General features: G+C 73.7%; 16 protein-coding genes. 3 read left to right on the top strand and 13 right to left on the bottom strand.

Annotation, left to right across the window (positions count from 1 at the left end; all coding sequences use genetic code 11):
• Positions 1 to 98: 98 nt before the first annotated feature.
• Both ACH443_RS02020 and eda read right to left on the bottom strand, forming a co-directional pair.
• Positions 99 to 1,205 (bottom strand): sugar kinase, encoded by a 1,107-nt coding sequence (locus tag ACH443_RS02020; RefSeq protein ID WP_429765809.1) that lies wholly within the window; start codon positions 1,203 to 1,205, stop codon positions 99 to 101.
• 30 nt (positions 1,206 to 1,235) lie between these two features.
• Positions 1,236 to 1,889, bottom strand: a complete 654-nt coding sequence (gene eda, locus ACH443_RS02015; RefSeq protein ID WP_430589325.1) for a bifunctional 4-hydroxy-2-oxoglutarate aldolase/2-dehydro-3-deoxy-phosphogluconate aldolase — start codon at positions 1,887 to 1,889, stop codon at positions 1,236 to 1,238.
• Positions 1,890 to 1,956: 67 nt separating this feature from the next.
• Here eda and ACH443_RS02010 point away from each other — a divergent pair, with 67 nt between their 5' ends.
• Positions 1,957 to 2,715: an IclR family transcriptional regulator gene (locus tag ACH443_RS02010; protein WP_430589324.1), complete on the top strand. Its 759-nt coding sequence runs from the start codon at positions 1,957 to 1,959 to the stop codon at positions 2,713 to 2,715.
• A 65-nt stretch (positions 2,716 to 2,780) separates the two neighbouring features.
• On the opposite strand, the gene ACH443_RS02005 is transcribed toward ACH443_RS02010, so the two are convergent.
• The 6 genes from ACH443_RS02005 to ACH443_RS01980 form a co-directional block, all read right to left on the bottom strand.
• Positions 2,781 to 3,530: an SDR family oxidoreductase gene (locus ACH443_RS02005; protein ID WP_430589450.1), complete on the bottom strand. Its 750-nt coding sequence runs from the start codon at positions 3,528 to 3,530 to the stop codon at positions 2,781 to 2,783.
• 112 nt (positions 3,531 to 3,642) lie between these two features.
• Complete coding sequence (locus ACH443_RS02000) at positions 3,643 to 4,392, bottom strand: IclR family transcriptional regulator (RefSeq protein ID WP_429765815.1); 750 nt, start codon at positions 4,390 to 4,392, stop codon at positions 3,643 to 3,645.
• Between the two features lie 37 nt (positions 4,393 to 4,429).
• On the bottom strand, positions 4,430 to 5,269 hold the full coding sequence (gene kduI, locus ACH443_RS01995; protein WP_430589323.1) for a 5-dehydro-4-deoxy-D-glucuronate isomerase: 840 nt from the start codon (positions 5,267 to 5,269) through the stop codon (positions 4,430 to 4,432).
• 59 nt (positions 5,270 to 5,328) lie between these two features.
• Positions 5,329 to 6,633, bottom strand: a complete 1,305-nt coding sequence (locus ACH443_RS01990) for a TRAP transporter large permease (protein WP_429765819.1) — start codon at positions 6,631 to 6,633, stop codon at positions 5,329 to 5,331.
• A 10-nt stretch (positions 6,634 to 6,643) separates the two neighbouring features.
• On the bottom strand, positions 6,644 to 7,147 hold the full coding sequence (locus tag ACH443_RS01985; protein ID WP_429765821.1) for a TRAP transporter small permease: 504 nt from the start codon (positions 7,145 to 7,147) through the stop codon (positions 6,644 to 6,646).
• Positions 7,144 to 8,208: a TRAP transporter substrate-binding protein gene (locus ACH443_RS01980; protein WP_429765823.1), complete on the bottom strand. Its 1,065-nt coding sequence runs from the start codon at positions 8,206 to 8,208 to the stop codon at positions 7,144 to 7,146. The genes ACH443_RS01985 and ACH443_RS01980 overlap by 4 nt, the downstream gene beginning before the upstream one ends.
• 160 nt (positions 8,209 to 8,368) lie before the next feature.
• Between ACH443_RS01980 and ACH443_RS01975 the strand changes: the two genes are divergently transcribed.
• On the top strand, positions 8,369 to 9,373 hold the full coding sequence (locus ACH443_RS01975; protein WP_430589322.1) for an NAD-dependent epimerase/dehydratase family protein: 1,005 nt from the start codon (positions 8,369 to 8,371) through the stop codon (positions 9,371 to 9,373).
• Positions 9,374 to 9,423: 50 nt separating this feature from the next.
• Complete coding sequence (locus ACH443_RS01970) at positions 9,424 to 10,104, top strand: HAD hydrolase-like protein (protein WP_430589321.1); 681 nt, start codon at positions 9,424 to 9,426, stop codon at positions 10,102 to 10,104.
• A 6-nt stretch (positions 10,105 to 10,110) separates the two neighbouring features.
• Here ACH443_RS01970 and ACH443_RS01965 read toward each other — a convergent pair whose 3' ends face one another.
• From ACH443_RS01965 to ACH443_RS01945, 5 genes are read right to left on the bottom strand one after another with little or no spacing between them, the layout of a single operon-like run.
• A complete protein-coding gene (locus tag ACH443_RS01965) occupies positions 10,111 to 11,211 on the bottom strand; it encodes an LLM class flavin-dependent oxidoreductase (RefSeq protein ID WP_430556497.1) in 1,101 nt (366 codons plus the stop codon).
• Positions 11,208 to 12,611, bottom strand: coding sequence for an LLM class flavin-dependent oxidoreductase (locus ACH443_RS01960; protein ID WP_430589320.1), 1,404 nt, complete (start codon positions 12,609 to 12,611; stop codon positions 11,208 to 11,210). Before ACH443_RS01960 ends, ACH443_RS01965 begins: the two co-directional genes overlap by 4 nt.
• A complete protein-coding gene (locus tag ACH443_RS01955; protein ID WP_430556495.1) occupies positions 12,608 to 13,396 on the bottom strand; it encodes an ABC transporter ATP-binding protein in 789 nt (262 codons plus the stop codon). Before ACH443_RS01955 ends, ACH443_RS01960 begins: the two co-directional genes overlap by 4 nt.
• On the bottom strand, positions 13,372 to 14,259 hold the full coding sequence (locus ACH443_RS01950; protein ID WP_430556494.1) for an ABC transporter permease: 888 nt from the start codon (positions 14,257 to 14,259) through the stop codon (positions 13,372 to 13,374). Before ACH443_RS01950 ends, ACH443_RS01955 begins: the two co-directional genes overlap by 25 nt.
• Complete coding sequence (locus ACH443_RS01945; RefSeq protein ID WP_430589319.1) at positions 14,256 to 15,362, bottom strand: ABC transporter substrate-binding protein; 1,107 nt, start codon at positions 15,360 to 15,362, stop codon at positions 14,256 to 14,258. Before ACH443_RS01945 ends, ACH443_RS01950 begins: the two co-directional genes overlap by 4 nt.
• Positions 15,363 to 15,498 lie beyond the last annotated feature (136 nt).

Raw genomic sequence — 15,498 nt, 5'->3', positions numbered from 1 at the left:
TCCACAGACAACCACCCCGCGCCCGGGGGGGGGGCCCCCCCGCCCCCCCCCCCCCCCCCCCCTCTCTATCTCGTGGAATTCGCTTCTCTATCTCGGCGTCAGCGCTGGACGCGCGCGCTGCCGCCGCCGGCCAGCTTGGCGACCTCGGCGAGGGTCGCCGTCGTCGTGTCGCCGGGCGTGGTCATGGCGAGCGCGCCGTGCGCGGCGCCGTACTCGACGGCCTGCTGCAACGAGTCGAGCTCCATGAGGCCGTAGGCGAGGCCGGAGGCGAACGAGTCGCCGCCGCCCACGCGGTCGAAGATCTCCAGGTCGGCGCGGTGCGTGGCCTCGACGAAGCCCTCGGCGCGCGACCAGGCGATGGCGCCCCAGTCGTTGACGGACGCGGACTTCACGCCGCGGAGCGTCGTCGCGATGACCTGGAAGTTCGGGTAGGCCTCGGCGGCGGTGCCGATCATCGCGCGGAAGGCGCCGGTGTCGAGGTCGGTGAGGTTCTCGTCCACCCCCTCCACCTCGAAGCCGAGCGAGGCGGTGAAGTCCTCCTCGTTGCCGATCATCACGTCGACGTGGTGCGCCAGACGGCGGTTGACCTCGCGCGCCCGCTCGACGCCCCCGATGCCCTTCCACAGGGAGGGGCGGTAGTTGAGGTCGTACGACACGATCGTGCCGTGCTTCTTGGCCGCGGTCATGGCCGCCTCGGCGACGTCGGCGGCCGACTCGGACAGCGCGGCGAAGATGCCGCCGGTGTGCAGCCAGCGCACGCCGGAGCCGAACAGGGCGTCCCAGTCCACGTCGTCGGGCTTCATCTGCGCGATCGCGGTGTTGCCGCGGTCGCTGACGCCGACGGCACCGCGCACGCCGAAGCCGCGCTCGGTGAAGTTGAGGCCGTTGCGGACGCTGCGGCCGATGCCGTCGTACTCGCGCCACTGCACCCAGGAGGTGTCGAGGCCGCCGGTGAGCATGAAGTCCTCGACGAGGCGGCCGACCTCGTTGTCCGCGAGGGCGGTGACGATCGCGCCGCGCAGGCCGAACGCGCGGCGCAGGCCGCGGGCCACGTTGTACTCGCCGCCGCCCTCCCAGACGTCGAACGAGCGGGTGGTGCGCACGCGGCGGTCGCCCGGGTCGAGGCGCAGCATGACCTCGCCGAGCGCGACGGCGTCGTAGCGGCACTCGGCGGCCGGGCGGGTGGTGATGGACGGGTTGGTCATCGTGTCTCCTTGCAGGCTCTGCGGGCCGACTCAGGCGGGCTGCGCGAGGGTGACGGCCTCGGCGGTGCGGCGGGTGACCTCGGCCCAGTCCCCCTGGGCGACGAGGGACTTCTCGACCATCCACGAGCCGCCGACGGCGAGCACCGGGGCGAGGCCGAGGTAGTCGCCGAGGTTGGCGGCGCTCACGCCGCCCGTCGGCACGAACCGCAGGCCGGGGAACGGCGCGGAGAAGGCCTTGATCGCGGCGGGGCCGCCGACCACGGAGGCGGGGAAGAGCTTGACGACGTCGAGGCCGAGGTCGAGCGCGGCCATGATCTCGCTGGGCGTGGCGACGCCCGGCAGGACCGGCACGCCGTGCTCCTGGGCCCGGCGCACGACGGCGGCCGACAGCCCCGGCGACACGATGTAGCGCGCCCCCGCGTCGACGACGGCGTCGACCTGGTCGACGGTGGTGACGGTGCCCGCGCCCACGACGACGTCGGGCTGGGTCCGCGCGACGGCGCGGATCGCGTCGATGCCGCCGGCGGTGCGCAGGGTGATCTCGGCGACGGGGAGGCCGCCGGCGACGAGCGCGTCGGCGAGGCGGGCGCCCTCGTCGGCGCCGTCGACCACGACGACGGGCACGAGGCGGTGGGCGCCGAGGGCGGCGACGACGTCGCCGGCCGGGGTCGAGGGGGAAGACATCCTGGCTCCGTTTCGCTATGGTGAACGCACGTTGTTCACTACGGAACACCATAGAGGACGAGCACCGATGACCCAACCCCCCAGCCCGCTCGGCAGCGTGGACAAGGCGCTGCTGACCCTCGACGCGCTCGCGCGCGCAGGCGCCGGCGGGGTCGCGCTGGCCGACCTCGCCGCCGAGGTGGGCGCGAACAAGTCGACGCTGCACCGCACCCTCGCGGCCCTGCGCCACCGCGGGTACGCCGACCAGCGGGCCGACGGCGCCTACACGCTGGGGGCGGCCGTGCTCTCGCTCGGCGCGGCGTACCTCGCCGAGGACAACCTGCCCGGCCTGCTGCGCCCGGCGCTCGAGGCGCTTCGCGACGAGGTCGACGAGCTCGTGCACCTCGGCGCCCTCGCCGGGCAGGAGGTCGTCTACCTCGACAAGGTCGAGCCGCAGCGCCCGCTGCGCGTGTGGTCCGCCGTCGGGCGGCGCATCCCCGTCGCGACGACGGCGCTGGGCCGGGCGCTCCTGGCCGCCACGCCGGACGGCGCACCGTCGCCCGGGTACGGCGGCGAGCCCGACGCCACCCCCGACGTCATGCTCCGGGCGGCCCTCGCCGCGGCGCGGGAGCGCGGGTACGCCACCGAGACCGAGGAGAACGAGCCCGGCATCGCGTGCGTCGCCGTCGCGCTGCTGCGCGCGGGCCGGCCGGTGGCGGCGGTCAGCATCACCGCGCCCGTCGAGCGCATGACCGGACCCGCCCGCGACGCCCGCGTGGCTGCGCTCCGCGACCTGCTGCCGCGGGTGCTCCCGACCGGCCTGACCGTTCCGGCGCCCTCGACGTAGCGATTCGTCGTCGTCCCCGTGTGGGACGACGACGAATCGCTACGTCGAGGTGGTCCGTGCCCGGCTCAGCGCGCCAGCCACCCGCCGTCGACGGGGATGATCGCGCCGTGCACGTAGTCCGACGCGGGCGAGGCGAGGTACAGCACCGCGCCGGCGATGTCCTCCGGCGTGGCCCAGCGGCCCGCGGGGATGCGGGCGAGAATCTCGGCGTTGCGGTCCTCGTCGGCGCGCAGCGCGCCCGTGTTGGCGGTGGCCACGTACCCGGGGGCGACGGCGTTGACGTTGACGCCGCGGCCGGCCCACTCGTTGGCGAGCGCCTTGGTCAGGCCCGCGAGCGCCGACTTCGACGCCGTGTAGCCCGGCACGTTGACGCCGCCCTGGAAGCTCAGCATCGACGCGGTGCCGATGATCTTGCCGTGCCCGCGGGCCAGCATGGCGCGACCGACCTCGCGCGAGAGGGTCCACGCGGACCGCAGGTTCACCTCGAGCACGTGGTCGAAGTCGGCGTCCGGGTGCTCGGCGGCCGGGGCGCGGCGGATGGTGCCGCCGTTGTTGACCAGCACGTCCACCTCGCGCTCGACGAGCGTCGCGGCGAGGGCGGCGACGGCGTCCCGGTCGGACAGGTCGGTCGCGACCGGGGTGAACCGGCGCCCGGCGGCCTCGACCGCGCGGCGGGTGTCCGAGTCGCCGTCGGGCATCGTCGTGCTGATGCCGATCACGTCGGCGCCCGCGCGGGCCAGGAGTGTCGCGATCGCGAGGCCGATGCCCTTGCTGGCGCCCGTCACGGCCGCGGTGCGGCCCTCGAGGCTGAACAGGCGCGCGACGGCGGGGTCGAGCCCGGGCGCCTGGGCGGTCGGGCGGTCGGTGGTGCTGGTGCTCACGTGTCTCGTTCCTTCGTCGGGCCCGGGGCGGGCGGGGCGCTGGGCCCTACCGGTCGCCCCCGAGCGCGTGGGTGATGTCGGCCGCCGTCTTGTGCAGGTCGTCCGCCATCGCGGCGAGCTGGCTCTCGGTGTGCTCGAGGGCGAGCGACGAGATCGACAGGCCGTAGTTGGAGTGGCCGGAGTGGTCGCGGACGGCGGTGCCGATGCACACCACGCCGGGCACGTTCTCCTCGCGGTCGAACGCGTACCCGTCGCGGCGGATGTCCGCCAGCTCCGCGCGCAGGTCCTCCAGCGTGGCCAGGCTGCGCGCCGTGCGGCGCGGCAGCCCGGCGCGGTTGACGAACCGCTCGACGGCGTCGTCGTCGAGCCGCGCCAGGATGGACTTGCCGATCGCGGACGTGTGCAGCGGGATCGACGCGCCGACGCGCGACGGCATGCGGTACGGCTTGTCCGAGTCGGTGCGGACCAGGTAGATGATCTCGTCGCCGCTGCGCACGCCGACGTGCACCGTGCACTGCACGCGGCGCACGAGGTCGTCGACGTACGGCTGGACGATCGTCGAGACGTCCACCCGGTCGTACGCCGCCCCGGCCAGGGACAGGATCTTCGGGCCGGGCACGTGCGTCCCGCCGTCGGCGACCCGGATGAAGTCCCGGTCGACGAGCGTGGCGAGGATGCGGTGCACCGTCGCCTTGGGCAGGTCCACCGCCGCCACGATCTCGCTGAAGCGCCCGTGCGTCATCGCCGCCTCGAGCACCAGCAGCGTCTTCTCGCTGGCCGTCGTCGCCTCGCTCATCGACCGTTCCTCCTCGTCCCTGCGCGTCCGCGCGTCCTCAGCGCATGGTCGCGACGTCGAACCCGTCCATGTCGTCGAACGCCTGGTTCTCGCCGGCCATCGCCCACACGAAGGAGTATGCGGCGGTGCCGACGCCGGAGTGCACCGACCAGCTGGGCGAGATGATCGCCTCGCGGTCCGCCACGACCATGTGCCGCGTCTCGGTGGGCTCGCCCAGCAGGTGCACGACGCGCGCCTCGGCCGGCAGGTCGAAGTACAGGTAGCACTCCGTGCGCCGGTCGTGGGTGTGCGCGGGCATCGTGTTCCACATGCTGCCCGGGTGCAGCGTCGTGACGCCCATGACCACCTGGCACGACCGCACGCCGTTCTCGTGGATGTACTGGTTGAGCGTGCGGCGGTTGGACGTGACCTGGTCGCCGAGCTCGCGCACGGTCCCCTGCCCGGGCTCGACGAGCGTGGTCGGGTACGCGGTGTGCGCCGGCGCGGAGAAGAGGTAGAACCGGGCGGGCCCGGCCTCCCCCGCCGCGTCGTCGGACGCGAGCACGACGTCCGCCGCGCCGCGCCCGACGTACAGGCACGCGCCGTGCGCGAGGCGATGCTCCGTGCCGTCCACCGTGATCGTGCCCGGCCCGCCCACGTTGACGATGCCGGCCTCACGGTGGTCGAAGAACCGCTCCGAGCGGATCTCCGGGAAGCCCGGCAAGGTCAGCGGCGCGGACACCGGGCTGACGCCCCCCAGCACCACGCGGTCGTGGTGGGTGTAGACCGTGCGGATCTCGTCGTCGACGAACAGGTCGGGCACGAGGTAGCGGTCCCGCAGGTCCTGGGTGGTCATGCCCGGGATCTGCTCCGGGGCCGTGGCGTAGCGCTGTTCCATGGGAACCTCCGAATCGGTGGTGGACGGTGGGACGGGCGTGGGCGGTGCCGGCGGCGCGGTCAGGCGAGCCCGAGGAGCCCGGGCAGCCAGAGCGACAGGGCCGGCGTCATGGCCACGACCAGCAGCAGGAGCACCAGGGCCACGAAGAACGGCACCAGGCGCCGCATGACGCTCTCGATGGACATGCCCGACACCCTGGCACCGACGAACAGGACGGGCCCGACGGGCGGGGTGATCGTGCCGATGGACAGCGCGAGCACCATGAAGATCCCGAAGTGCACGGGATCCATGCCGAACGCCGTGACCACGGGCAGGAAGATCGGCGCGAAGATCAGCACGGCCGGCGTCGGGTCCATGAAGCACCCGATGACCAGCAGCAGCACCACGATGAGCACGATGAGCACGTACGGGTTGGTGCTGACGGTCAGCAGGGCGTCGGTCACGAGCTGCGGGATCTGCGCGAACGACATGACCCACGACATGACCGCGGACACCCCGACGAGGAACATGACGATCGCCGTCGTGCGGGCCGACTCGAGCAGGATGCCGGACAGGTCGCGCACCGAGATCGAGCGGTACACGAACGACAGGACCAGCGAGTAGATGACGGCGATGCACGACGCCTCGGTGGGCGTGAAGACGCCCGCCAGGATGCCGCCGATGACGATGACGATGAGCAGGAGCGCGGGCACGGCCTGCCCGGCGACCCTGAGCCTCGCCGGCCCCGACAGCTTCTCGGTCACGCGCAGCTCGGGCCGCTTGCGGGCGTACAGGTGCACGATGACCATGCAGACCGCGGCCCACAGGATGCCGGGCACGTAGCCGGCCACGAACAGCGCCGCGACGGACGTGCTCGACACGAGGGAGTACACGATCATCAGGTTGCTGGGCGGGATGATCATGCCGGACGGCGCGGACGCGATGTTGGTCGCGGCGGCGAAGTCCTTGGGGTACCCCTCCTTCGCCTGCAGCGGCCCCATCGTCGAGCCGACGGCGGCCACGGAGGCGACCGCCGAGCCGGAGACCGCCCCGAACATCGCGTTCGCCGCGACGTTGGTCTGGGCGAGCGACCCGGGGGCGCGGCCCACGAGCATCTTGGCGAAGTTGACGAGCCGCAGGGCGATCCCGCCGTTGTTCATGATCACGCCGGCGAGCACGAAGAACGGGATCGCCAGCAGGGAGAAGTTGTTGACGCCGCGGAACATCTGCTGCGCGGACGTGAGGAGCCCGTTCTCGAAGCCGAGCACGGTGATCGCGGCGAGCGCCGACGACGTGCCGACGGCCACGGAGATCGGGATCCCCAGCGCGAGGAGGGCGACGATCCCGACGATCAGGACCAGCCCGGCGATTGCTGCCACCTCCATGTGAGCCCCCTCAGACTGCGTCCGGCTCGCCGTCGGTCGTGGCGTTCTCCACGCCACGCACGACGGCCACCAGGTGGTAGACGGTATAGAAGAGCACGAGCACGCCCGAGACCGGGAGCACCAGGTAGAGCCAGCCGACCATCAGCGGGAGGCTGGGCACGTCCTGGGTCCAGGTGAGCTGGGCGAGCTGCCAGCCGCCGTAGACGAGCACCAGCGCGGCGAACGCGAACGTCACGACCTGGCTGAGGACGGCGGCCGCGCGCTGCAGGCGCTCGGGCGCCCTGCGCACCAGGAAGTCGACGGCGATGTGCCCGCGCTCGCCGAACACGAGGGCGGTGCCGAAGAAGCTGAGCCACACGAACAGGTACTTGGCGAGCTCCTCGGACCACACGCTGGGCGCCGACAGCACCTGGCGGGTGAAGACCTGCCACGCCACGACCAGCACGAGCGCGCCCAGGAGCAGCACGCACAGCCAGCGCAGCACGACGTCGAGCCCGTTCTTGACGCGGGTCATCGCTCCTCCTCCGCCATCTGCTCCGCGACGGCGCGCGTGCGGTCGTAGAGCTCGCGCGACGTGGGCGTGGTGAGCTTCTCGTCGAGCAGCGGGGCGACGGCCTCGCGGAACGGCGCGACGTCGGGCGAGCTGAACTCGGCGCCCGCCTCCTCGGCGGCCTGCTGACTCTCCGTCATGACCTCGGTCGTGAGGCGGCTCGACTCGTCGTAGGCCGCCTGGAGCTCCTCGAGGAACACGGCGCGGTCGGCCTCGGACATGGCGTCGAAGGTGGCCGGGTTGGTGATGAGGTAGTCCGGGATCATGAGGTGGTTCGTGTACGAGTAGTACGGCGCGACCTCGTCGTGCTTGAGGTTGCGGTAGATCGACTCGTTGTTCTCGCCGCCGTCGATGACGCCCGACTGGATGGCCGTGTACACCTCGCCCTGGCCCATGGGCGTGCCGACGCCGCCCATGAGGTCCATCATCCGGCTGTTGGTGTCGGTCTCCATGACGCGGATCTTGAGGCCGGCGAGGTCCTCGGGCGTCTCGATCGGGTGCGCCGACGTGTAGACGCTGCGCACGCCGGCGGAGAATCCCCCCAGCACGCGGATGTTCTGCTCCTCGAGCGAGGAGTACAGGTCACCGGTGATCGCGGGGTCGTTGAGCACGGCCTCCTGGTGCGCCTGCGAGTCGTAGACGTACGGCATGTTCAGCGCCACGAAGTCCGCGTTGATGTTCTCCAGCAGCGACCCGGCGACCAGCGCGAGGTCCACCGCGCCGGACTGCACCAGCTCCACGGTGTCCTTCTGCGCGCCGAGCGTCTCGTTCGGGTACACCTCCACCGAGTAGCGGCCGTCGGTCCGCTCCGCGAGCCGCTCCCCCAGGTGGGTCATCGCCACGGCCTCGGGCTGGTCGGCGTTCTGGTTGAACGCCACCTTGAAGACCCGGTCCGCCTCCGGTGCGCCCGCGCCGTCGGACGCCGCGCCCCCCGCCGTCGCGGTCGTGAACCCCGCGCCGCAGGCGGTCAGCGTCACCGCCACGAGCGCCGCAGCCCCTGCTGCGGCCAGCTGTCTGAGCCTCATCGCCCCCTCCTTCTGCTCCTCGTCGAGCGAGGCACCCCCGGTGCCTCATGGTCCGTCACACGGAACTCAGTTCTGCAGTACGGAACCAGTTGCCGGGGCTGCCTGTCAAACCGCGGGCCCGACGGAGGCCTCGCGGCCGCGAGGCGGGCACGATGGACCCATGAGCATCCGCAGCCCTCAGGACGTCCTGTTCATCGGCGGCTCCGGCGTGATCAGCGCCGCGAGCGTCACCCGCGCCGCCGCCCTCGGGCACCGCGTCACGGTCCTCAACCGCGGCACCTCGACGACGCGGCCGCTGCCGCCGGAGGTCGAGACGCTCGTGGCCGACGTGACCGACGACGACGCCGTCGACGCCGCCCTCGCGGGCCGGGAGTTCGACGTCGTCGCGCAGTTCCGCGCGTTCCGGCCGGACCACGTGGCGCACGACGTCGAGCGCTTCACCGGACGGGTCGGCCAGTACGTCTTCGTCTCCTCCGCGTCGGCCTACCAGACGCCGCCGGAGCGCCTGCCCGTCACGGAGTCCACGCCGCTGCGCAACCCCTTCTGGCAGTACTCGCGGGACAAGATCGCCGGCGAGGACGTCCTCGTGCGGGCCTGGCGCGACCGCGGCTTCCCGGCGACGATCGTGCGCCCGTCGCACACCTACGACCGCACGCTGCTGCCCACCACGGGCGGCTGGACCGACGTCGCCCGGCTGCGCGCCGGGAAGCCCGTCGTCGTGCACGGCGACGGCACCTCGCTGTGGACGCTGACCCACACGGAGGACTTCGCGGTCGGGTTCGTGGGCCTGCTCGGCCACCCCGCCGCCGTGGGCGACGCGTTCCAGATCATGGGGACGCACGCCCCGACGTGGGACCAGGTCTACCGGTGGCTCGCGGCCGCCGCGGGCGTCGACGAGCCCGAGCTCGTGCACGTCGCGTCCGAGACGATCGCCCGCGCGCTGCCCGACGTCGGGCCCGGGCTGCTGGGCGACAAGGCCCACTCGATGGTGTTCGACTGCGCCAAGCTGCGCGCCCTGGTGCCCGAGTTCGGCACGACGATCACCTACGACCAGGCCGCCGTCGAGCAGATCGCCTGGCACGACGCGCACCCGGAGGCGCAGCGGGTGGACGACGCCCTCGACGCCGCGTTCGACCGCCTGGTCGCGCACGCGCGCGCCGTCTGACGCCCGGGCACCGGCACCGGCGCGGGCACCCCGGCACGTACCCTGCCGGGGTGACCCGCTCCCCCTCCCCGCTCGTCCTGCTCGACCTCGACGGCACGCTCACCGACTCCGCCCCCGGCATCGTCGCGGGCATCCGCCACGCCTACGGCGCCCTCGGGCTGCCCGTCCCCGACGACGCCACGCTGCGCTCGTTCGTCGGCCCGCCGATCACCGACACGTTCCCCGCGCACGGCGTCCCCGCCGACCGCGTGGACGCTGCGGTGCGCGCGTACCGCGAGGCGTACGCCGCCGGCGGCATGTACGACAACCGGGTGTTCGACGGCATCCCCGAGGTGCTGCGCGCGCTGCGGGCCGCCGGCTGCACGCTCGCCGTCGCGACGTCCAAGCCCGAGGTGTACGCGAAGCCCATCTGCGACCGGTACGGGATCACGGAGCTGGTCGACGGCGTCTTCGGAGCCCCGCTCGACGAGGGCACGTCGACCAAGGCCACGGTGATCGCCCAGGCCCTCGCGTCCCTCGGCCGCACCTCCCCCGCCGACCCGGCCGAGGGGCCGGCGCTCATGGTCGGCGACCGCGAGCACGACGTGCACGGCGCCGCCGAGCACGGCATCCGCTGCGTCGGCGTCACCTGGGGGTACGCCGCGCCCGGCGAGCTCGTCGACGCCGGTGCCGTCGCCCTGGTGGACGACGTCGCCGACCTCACCGACACCGTCCTGGCCCGGCTCTCCTGAGAGTCGTCAGTCGCGGAGCAGGGGCAGCAGCTGCTCGCCCTGGCGGCGGATCTCCTCCAGGTACGGGGTGTCGGAGAGCACGAAGTGCGTGACGCCGAGGTCCTGGTAGCGGCGCAGGGACTTCGCGACGTCGGACGGCGAGCCCACGAGCCACGTGGTCCCGGCGCCGCCGCCGCCGGCCCGGGCGGGGGCGGTGTACAGGTTCTCGTCGAGCACGTCGCCGCGGGCGGCGAGGTCGAGCAGGCGCTGCTGCCCCACGGCGACGGGCCGGTCCGCCGCTCGATGATCGGCGTCACGGTGGTCGGCGTCGCGCCGCCACCCCTGCGCCCCGGACGACGCGGCGAGCTGCGCCACCTTGGCCTCGGCGTCGCGCCAGGCCTCGTCGGTGGTGTCGCGGACGAAGGTGGTGACGCGCAGCCCGAACTGCAGCGGCGCGTGCTCCCGGCCGACCCGCTCGCTCAGCGCGCGCAGCCGGTCGATCCGCTCGGCGACGCCGTCCAACGGCTCGCCCCAGAAGAGCTGCACATCGGCCTCGGCGGCCGCCACCTCCTCCGCCTCCGGCGACGCGCCGCCGAAGTAGAGCGTCGGGTGCGCGCGCCCCTCGCGGACCACCGGCTTGAGGGGCAGCGAGGCCGTGTCCGCCCGGTAGTGCTCGCCCTCGTACGTCACGGCGTCCTGCGTCCACAGCCGGCGCACCAGCTGCAGGAACTCGCGGGTCCGCCCGTACCGCGCCGCCCGGTCGGTGACCGTGTCGCCGTACTGCGCGACGCCGTCCTGCCCGGACACGATGTTGATCCGGACGCGCCCGCCGGTGAGGTGGTCGAGCGTGGCGGCCGCCGACGCCAAATGCGCCGGCTGCCAGTAGCCGGGCCGGATCGCGACCAGCGGGTTGAACGTCGTCGTGCGGGCGGCGAGCGCCGCCGCGACGGTGAAGGTGTCCGGGCGGCCCCAGCCGGTGCCGAGCAGCGCGCCGTCCCAGCCGTGCTCCTCGAGCGCGCGGGCTTGCTCGGTGAGCGTGTCCAGGCTGTTGTGGTCCGCCGTGACGACGTCGCCGCGGTGGCCGGCGCGCACCTGGTTGGGGATGTACCAGAGGACGTCGGCGCTCATGCCCCCACCCCCGCGGTCGCCAGCTCGACGGCCTCGACCGACGCGCCCGACGACGAGTAGCGGCTCGCCGGCCGCTCCAGCCCGTAGTGCTCGCGCAGCGTGGTGCCCTCGTAGGCGGTGCGGAACAGGCCGCGCGCCTGAAGGATCGGCACGACGTGCGCCGTGAACTCCTCCAGCCCGCGCGGCAGCACGGCGGGCATGATGTTGAAGCCGTCCGCCGCCTCGGCGTCGTACCAGTCCTGGAGGGCGTCGGCGACCTGCTCGGGCGTGCCGGCCAGCGTGCGGTGCCCGCGGCCGCCGCCCAGGCGGCCGATCAGCTCGCGGACGGTCAGCCGCTCGCGCCGCGCGAGCTCCACGATCAGCGTGTACCGGCTCTTGGCGCCCTCGATCTCCTCCTCGTCGGGCAGGTCGGCGGGCAGCTGCCGGTCCAGCGGGAGGTCGTCGGGGTCGACGCGCAGGGTCGCGGCGAGCTGGCGGCGCGCGTACTCGGGCACGATGAGCTCGTCGAGCTCACGCTCGGCCGCGAGGGCCTCGGCCTCCGTCGACCCGAGCACGGGGACGAGGCCCGGCAGGATCTTGATCCCGTCGGCGTCGCGGCCGGCCGCGACGGTCCGGGCCTTGAGGTCGGCGTAGAACGCCCGGGCGTCGTCGAGCGTCTGGTGCGCGGTGAAGACCGCCTCGGCGTACCGCGCCGCGAGCCCCTTGCCGTCCTCCGACGACCCGGCCTGCACGATGAGCGGTCGTGCCTGCGGCGTCCTCGGGGTGGTGAGCGCGCCCGCGACGGAGAAGTGCTCGCCGACGTGCCGGGCCGCGTGGATCTTCGCCGCGTCCGCCCAGACGCCCTGCTCCTTGTCGCCGAGCACGGCGTCGTCGTCCCACGAGTCCCAGAGCTTGGCCGCGACGTCGAGGAACTCCGCGGCGCGCTCGTAGCGCACGGCGTGCGCGGGCTGGTCGTCGAGGCCGAAGTTGCGCGCGATGTCGGGCCCGGCCGTCGTCACGACGTTCCACCCGGCGCGGCCACCCGAGACGATGTCGATCGACGCGAACCGCCGGGCCAGGTTGTACGGGGAGTTGTAGGTGGTGGACGCCGTCGCGATGAGCCCGATGCGCTCCGTGGCGGCCGCCAGCGCGGTGAGCACGATCAGCGGGTCCAACGACCCGGCGGGGCGGCGTCCGACGTCGCTGCGCAGGCCGGGGCCGTCGGCGAAGAAGACGGAGTCGAGCAGCCCCTCCTCCGCCGTGCGGGCCAGCCGCTGCAGGTAGGCGATGTTGGTGGACGTGTGCTCCGGGGAGCTCTCCGGCAGCCGCCACGACGCCTCGTGGTGGCCGGTGCTCATGAGGAACGCGTTGAGGTGGAACGGTCCGGGGCGGTGGCCGTCGCGGCCGGCGGTGCGGGTCATGCGGTCACGTCCTTCCGCTCGACGCCGAGGGCGTCGAGCAGCTCGGTGCGGATGGCGGCGAAGCGGGGATCGGCGGCGTCCCGCGCCCCGTCGAGGTCGATGCGGCGCTCGACGGCGATGCGGCCGCGGTCGAGGACGACGACGCGGTCGGCGAGCACGATCGCCTCGTCGACGTCGTGCGTCACGAGCAGGACCGCGGGCCGGTGCCGGTCGTACAGGTCGCGCAGCAGCTCGTGCATACGGATGCGGGTGAGGGCGTCGAGGGCGCCGAACGGCTCGTCGGCCAGCAGCAGCTGGGGCGAGCGCACGAGCGAGCGGGCCAGCGACACGCGCTGCTGCTCGCCGCCGGACAGCTCGTTCGGCCACGCCCGCTCCCGGCCGGCCAGGCCGACCTCGGCGAGCGCGGCCCGGCCCGCGTCGCGGGCGTCCCGGCGGCCCACGCCGTCCAGGCCCAGCACCACGTTGTCGAGGACCCGCGCCCACGGCAGCAGCCGGGAGTCCTGGAACACGACGGACACCTGGTCGGGCACGCGCACCTCGCCGGCGCCCGCGACGCCGTGGTCCAGACCCGCGAGCGCCCGCAGCAGCGTCGACTTGCCCGAGCCGCTGCGGCCCAGGATCGCGACGAACTCCCCCGGCGCGAGCTCCAGGTCGAGGTCGTCGAGCACCCGCTCCTCGCCGTACGCGCGCACCAGGCCGCGCACGGCGACGGCGGGCGCCCCGGCGACGACGTCCGTGCCGGTCGCGGCCGGCGTGGCGCTCAGTCCTCCAGCGTGCGTCGCCATGCGAGCGCCCTCCTCTGCAGCAACCGGACGGCGGCGTCGGCGGTGAACCCGAGGACGCCGTAGACCACGAGGCCGACGATGATGACCTCGGTCTGGCCGTAGGTGCGGGCGAGCTCCATCATGTAGCCGATGCCCGCGGTGGCGTTGACCTGCTCGACGACGACCAGCGACAGCAGGGAGCCCGTGACGGCGAACCGCAGGCCGAGCAGGAAGCCGGGCAGCGCGCCCGGCAGCACCACGCGACGCACGAACTGCGGCCGGCCCAGCCGCACCGTCTCGGCCAGCTCGACGTACCGGGAGTCGATGGAGCGCAGCCCGTTGTGCGTGTGCACGTAGATCGGGATGAACACCCCGAGCGCGATGGTGATGACCTTCATCGGCTCGCCGATGCCGAACCACAGGATGAGCAGCGGCAGCAGGGCGAGGTTCGGGATGGCCCGCTTGACCTGGATCGGGCCGTCGAGCAGCGCGTCGCCCACCCGGCTCAGGCCGGAGGCGAGCGCCAGCACGACGCCCGCCGCGACGCCCCACGCCAGGCCGAGGGCCGCGCGGGTCAGCGAGACGCCCAGGTTCTCCTGCAGGTCGCCCTTGGCGATCAGGTCGCCGGCGGTCGTGACGACGGTCCACGGGGCGCTGAGCACCCGCTGGTCGATGAGGCCGGTGGCGGAGCCGGCCACCCACACGCCGACCAGGACGACGACGCCGAGCAGCCCGGCCGCGGGGATCGGGCGGCCCAGCCCGAGCCGCCGACCAGCGGGGCGGACGTCGGGCCGTGCCTGGGGCCGGGCGCCGGCGATCTGTGCCGCGCCCGGAGACGTGCGGGGCGCGGTGCCCGCCCTGGTGATGGTGCCGACGGCGGTCATCGGTCGTCCTCCGCCCCGCCCTGGGCCTCGACGCCGGCGGTCTGCGCCGCGACGAACCGCTGGTCGAAGAGGTCGGCGGCGTCGAGCGGGTCCTCGCCCAGCTCCTCGGCGAGCAGGTCGACCGTCTCCTGCGTGCGGGCGATGCCGTCGGTGAGGTCGGCAGGGATGTCGGGCACGGCCGCGTGGTCCGTGAGGTACTGGGCGTCCTCCTCGGTCAGGCCCTCGTGCTCGACGTAGTACCCCTGCTTCCACTCCTCGGGGTGCGCGGCGACCCACACCTTCGCCTTGGCCCACACCTCGACGTACTCGTCGAGCGCGGCGGCCTTGGCCGGGTCCTCGAGCACGGCCTTCGGCGCGTACAGGTGGCCGGCGTCGTCGCGCAGGCCGTGCTTGACCGACTGCGCGCCGTCGGCCTCGTACTTGGTGAGGTAGCGGAACAGCTGCGTGCCGCCCAGCGGGGCGACGTCGACCTCTCCCGCTGCCAGCGCGGTGGAGTACACGTCGCCGGTGCTGGGCAGCTCGACGAGCTCCACGTCGTCCTGGGTGAGGCCGGCCGCGGCCAGCGCCTTGAGCACCAGCGCGCCCTGCGCCTGGCCGGGGCTGAACGCGATCCGCTTGCCGGCCAGGTCGTCGAGGGAGCCGAGCGCGATGCCGGGTCGCCCGGCGAGCTCGTAGATCGGCGCCTCCTGCCAGTTCTCCCGGTACTGGGTCGCGATGATCGACACCGGTACGCCGGTCCACGTCGCGTGGATGGGCGGGATGTCAGCCACGGCGCCGACGTCGAGCGACTCGGCGCGGAACGCCTCGATGGTCTGCGGGCCGCCGGACAGGTTGGCCCACTCCAGGTCGAACGAGAAGTCGTGCTCGATCTCGTCGCCGGCCAGCTCGAGCGCGACCTCGGTGGTCGGGTCGCCGACGACGAGCGTCGTGCCGTCCGGCACCGCGGACGGCAGCGGGTCGGAGGCGGCGAGCGTGCCGCCCGGGCCGTCCGCGGCGGCGTCGGCGACGCAGCCGGCGGTGCCGAGCAGTCCGACGAGGCCGACGACGGCGGCTGCCGTCCGTCGGGCACCGCGGGCGCGGTGGAAGGGGATCGTTCGGGGCATGGCGGGGTCCTCTCGGGGCGTGCGGGGGTACGCCACGTCACCCGACCGCGCGACGGCGGACGGGGCGGTGGTCTCGAGCGGGTTCTGCTGCCGGGAAGGCGGAGGCGACGGCGTGCGTCGGGTCAGCGGCGACAGC

The organism is Isoptericola sp. NPDC019571 (assembly GCF_044389385.1).
Taxonomy (GTDB): domain Bacteria; phylum Actinomycetota; class Actinomycetes; order Actinomycetales; family Cellulomonadaceae; genus Isoptericola; species Isoptericola nanjingensis.
This window is presented reverse-complemented; position numbering and strand designations above follow the sequence as displayed.

Bases quoted from the DNA above. Each gene is read 5' to 3' on its own strand.
- ACH443_RS02020 (WP_429765809.1), bottom strand. From the start codon at position 1,205: ATGACCAACCCGTCCATCACCACCCGCCCGGCCGCCGAGTGCCGCTAC.
- eda (WP_430589325.1), bottom strand. From the start codon at position 1,889: ATGTCTTCCCCCTCGACCCCGGCCGGCGACGTCGTCGCCGCCCTCGGC.
- ACH443_RS02010 (WP_430589324.1), top strand. From the start codon at position 1,957: ATGACCCAACCCCCCAGCCCGCTCGGCAGCGTGGACAAGGCGCTGCTG.
- ACH443_RS02000 (WP_429765815.1), bottom strand. From the start codon at position 4,392: ATGAGCGAGGCGACGACGGCCAGCGAGAAGACGCTGCTGGTGCTCGAG.
- kduI (WP_430589323.1), bottom strand. From the start codon at position 5,269: ATGGAACAGCGCTACGCCACGGCCCCGGAGCAGATCCCGGGCATGACC.
- ACH443_RS01990 (WP_429765819.1), bottom strand. From the start codon at position 6,633: ATGGAGGTGGCAGCAATCGCCGGGCTGGTCCTGATCGTCGGGATCGTC.
- ACH443_RS01985 (WP_429765821.1), bottom strand. From the start codon at position 7,147: ATGACCCGCGTCAAGAACGGGCTCGACGTCGTGCTGCGCTGGCTGTGC.
- ACH443_RS01980 (WP_429765823.1), bottom strand. From the start codon at position 8,208: ATGAGGCTCAGACAGCTGGCCGCAGCAGGGGCTGCGGCGCTCGTGGCG.
- ACH443_RS01975 (WP_430589322.1), top strand. From the start codon at position 8,369: ATGAGCATCCGCAGCCCTCAGGACGTCCTGTTCATCGGCGGCTCCGGC.
- ACH443_RS01965 (WP_430556497.1), bottom strand. From the start codon at position 11,211: ATGAGCGCCGACGTCCTCTGGTACATCCCCAACCAGGTGCGCGCCGGC.
- ACH443_RS01960 (WP_430589320.1), bottom strand. From the start codon at position 12,611: ATGACCCGCACCGCCGGCCGCGACGGCCACCGCCCCGGACCGTTCCAC.
- ACH443_RS01955 (WP_430556495.1), bottom strand. From the start codon at position 13,396: ATGGCGACGCACGCTGGAGGACTGAGCGCCACGCCGGCCGCGACCGGC.
- ACH443_RS01950 (WP_430556494.1), bottom strand. From the start codon at position 14,259: ATGACCGCCGTCGGCACCATCACCAGGGCGGGCACCGCGCCCCGCACG.
- ACH443_RS01945 (WP_430589319.1), bottom strand. From the start codon at position 15,362: ATGCCCCGAACGATCCCCTTCCACCGCGCCCGCGGTGCCCGACGGACG.